This window comes from uncultured Wocania sp., from assembly GCF_964021735.1.
Lineage (GTDB): Bacteria > Bacteroidota > Bacteroidia > Flavobacteriales > Flavobacteriaceae > Wocania_A.
In genome coordinates this window covers 1-1925 of sequence record NZ_CAXIBN010000288.1, presented here as the reverse complement: position 1 = coordinate 1925, position 1925 = coordinate 1, and the positions used below count along the sequence as shown (strand labels likewise).

General features: G+C 31.9%; 2 protein-coding genes and 1 pseudogene. 1 reads left to right on the top strand and 2 read right to left on the bottom strand.

Translation table 11 applies throughout. The features are described from left to right. On the bottom strand, positions 1–761 hold a 761-nt coding region (locus AADI82_RS15040), incomplete at its 3' end, for a M56 family metallopeptidase (RefSeq protein ID WP_341217222.1). A 2-nt stretch (positions 762–763) separates the two neighbouring features. After that, entirely contained in the window at positions 764–1123 is a 360-nt protein-coding gene (locus AADI82_RS15035) for a BlaI/MecI/CopY family transcriptional regulator (protein ID WP_341217221.1), read from the bottom strand. 250 nt (positions 1124–1373) lie between these two features. Here AADI82_RS15035 and AADI82_RS15030 point away from each other — a divergent pair. Beyond that, positions 1374–1925, top strand: a pseudogene (locus AADI82_RS15030) (sodium:calcium antiporter); the annotation flags it as partial.

Genomic DNA, 1925 nt, shown 5'->3' with positions numbered 1-1925 from the left:
GATTTTGATTTGTGTAACATAACGATTCGTTTTTTGATTAATGAATTATAAAAATTATTGGTGATTGCTATATGCTGATTAGGCATACTTGTTTTTAATAATAAATGCTGATAACTCTTTTTGCAACTTGTAATATTCTGCGCCTTATAATCGGCAATAAATTCAAGATTTTGCTGTAAATCTTTTTTGTAAAACCATGTTATAGGGTTAAACCAAAACACAATAGCTGCTAATTGCGAAATTATAATATCTATAGAATGATATTGTTTTACATGCACTTTTTCATGAGTTATAATATGTTGTAATTCGGTTTCGTTAAACTGATTTGGGTTATAGACCACCCATCTAAAAAACGAAAAAGGAGGTGTGTCGTTTTGGGTTTCAATAAATGTAAATCCGTTTTGCTTGTACTTTTCATTATTTAAAATAAGCAATGCTAACGATCCTAATTGTACTAAAAACCGCATTGAAAAGACAATGACTCCAATTATATAAACAATAAATGCATAATACCATAAATTGTATGGTTCTTCGGCAATTTCAACGAAAGCAGAAGTATCATTAATTACAAAATTCTGGATGGGCATTGGTGTGTATTCAATATAAATAGGAATAACAACAAAAGGCAACAGAAAAGCGGTAATTAGCCCTATTAACAAAAACCATCGGTTAGACTGAAAAAACGTATCGCGCTGTAAAAACAATTTATAGCAGATGTAAAAAATGGCAATAACAGCACTGGCTTTAAGTAAATATTCCATGGTTATTTTTGTTTCTCAATTAATGCAATAATCTCCTTAAGCTCGTCCACGCTTATTTTTTCTTCTTTCGCAAAAAACGATACCATATTTTTATACGAGTTATTAAAGTAATTATCAATAGCCGCTGTCATAAACCGTTTTTTATAATCCTCTTTAGTAACAATAGGATAGTATTGATGCGTTTTTCCGTAGGCATTATAAGCCACAAAACCTTTGTCTTCTAAATTTCTTATAATAGTCGATAATGTGTTGTAATGCGGTTTATCGTTTGTAATTTCAGCAAGCACATCCTTTACAAAAGCCTTTTCAAGCTTCCATAAAATATGCATAATTTCCTCTTCTTTGTTTGTTAGCTTTTGCATTATTATCAGTTTTTTTCAGTTTAATTATTTGGGCGTTACCACAAGGGTCGGGCTTTCACTACTCGCTTCCTCCTGTGTCGGCGAGCTCGAACATGCCGTTCAATCCCTAACGCAATACAAACATATAACTATATTTATAGTTATACAACTAAAATAATAGTTATTTGACTAAATTTTAAGTTTTCAAAAAAACTTTTCGCTTTTCGCTTTTCACTTTTCACTTTCATTTATCTTCGCAAAAAAAATATTTATGAGCATACTTTGGGTTGTCCTTGGTTTTATACTGTTAGTAATAGGAGGTGAGTTTTTGGTACGATCGTCTGTAGCCTTATCATTTAAGTTTAGTATATCTAAAATGGTAATAGGGATGACGGTAGTTTCCTTTGCAACTTCTGCACCAGAATTATTGGTGAGCTTGCAAGCGGCACTTTCAGGTTCGCCAGCAATAGCCATTAATAATGTTGTGGGTTCTAATATTGCTAATATTGGCTTGGTATTGGGTATTACGGCAATGGTTGGCGCTATTTCGGTAGATAAATCGTTTTACAAACTTAACTGGCCGGTAATGATGCTCTTTTCAGTCGTGTTGTACTATTTCCTTAAAAACGATAGTGTACTAACAGCTATCGAAGGTGCTATTTTGTTTGTAGGACTTATTGTGTTTTTATTTATATTAATAAGAAATACTAAAAAAGATACTACCGTAGAAGAAGTAGATGACAGTTTAGCTGTAGTATCAAATTTTAAAATTTTTATATGGTTGACAATTGGTGCTACAGCTTTATATTTTGGTAGTGAATGG

What these genes read in the sequence shown, in the direction of transcription:
- AADI82_RS15035 (WP_341217221.1), bottom strand. Translation starts at nt 1,123, where the DNA reads ATGCAAAAGCTAACAAACAAAGAAGAGGAAATTATGCATATTTTATGG.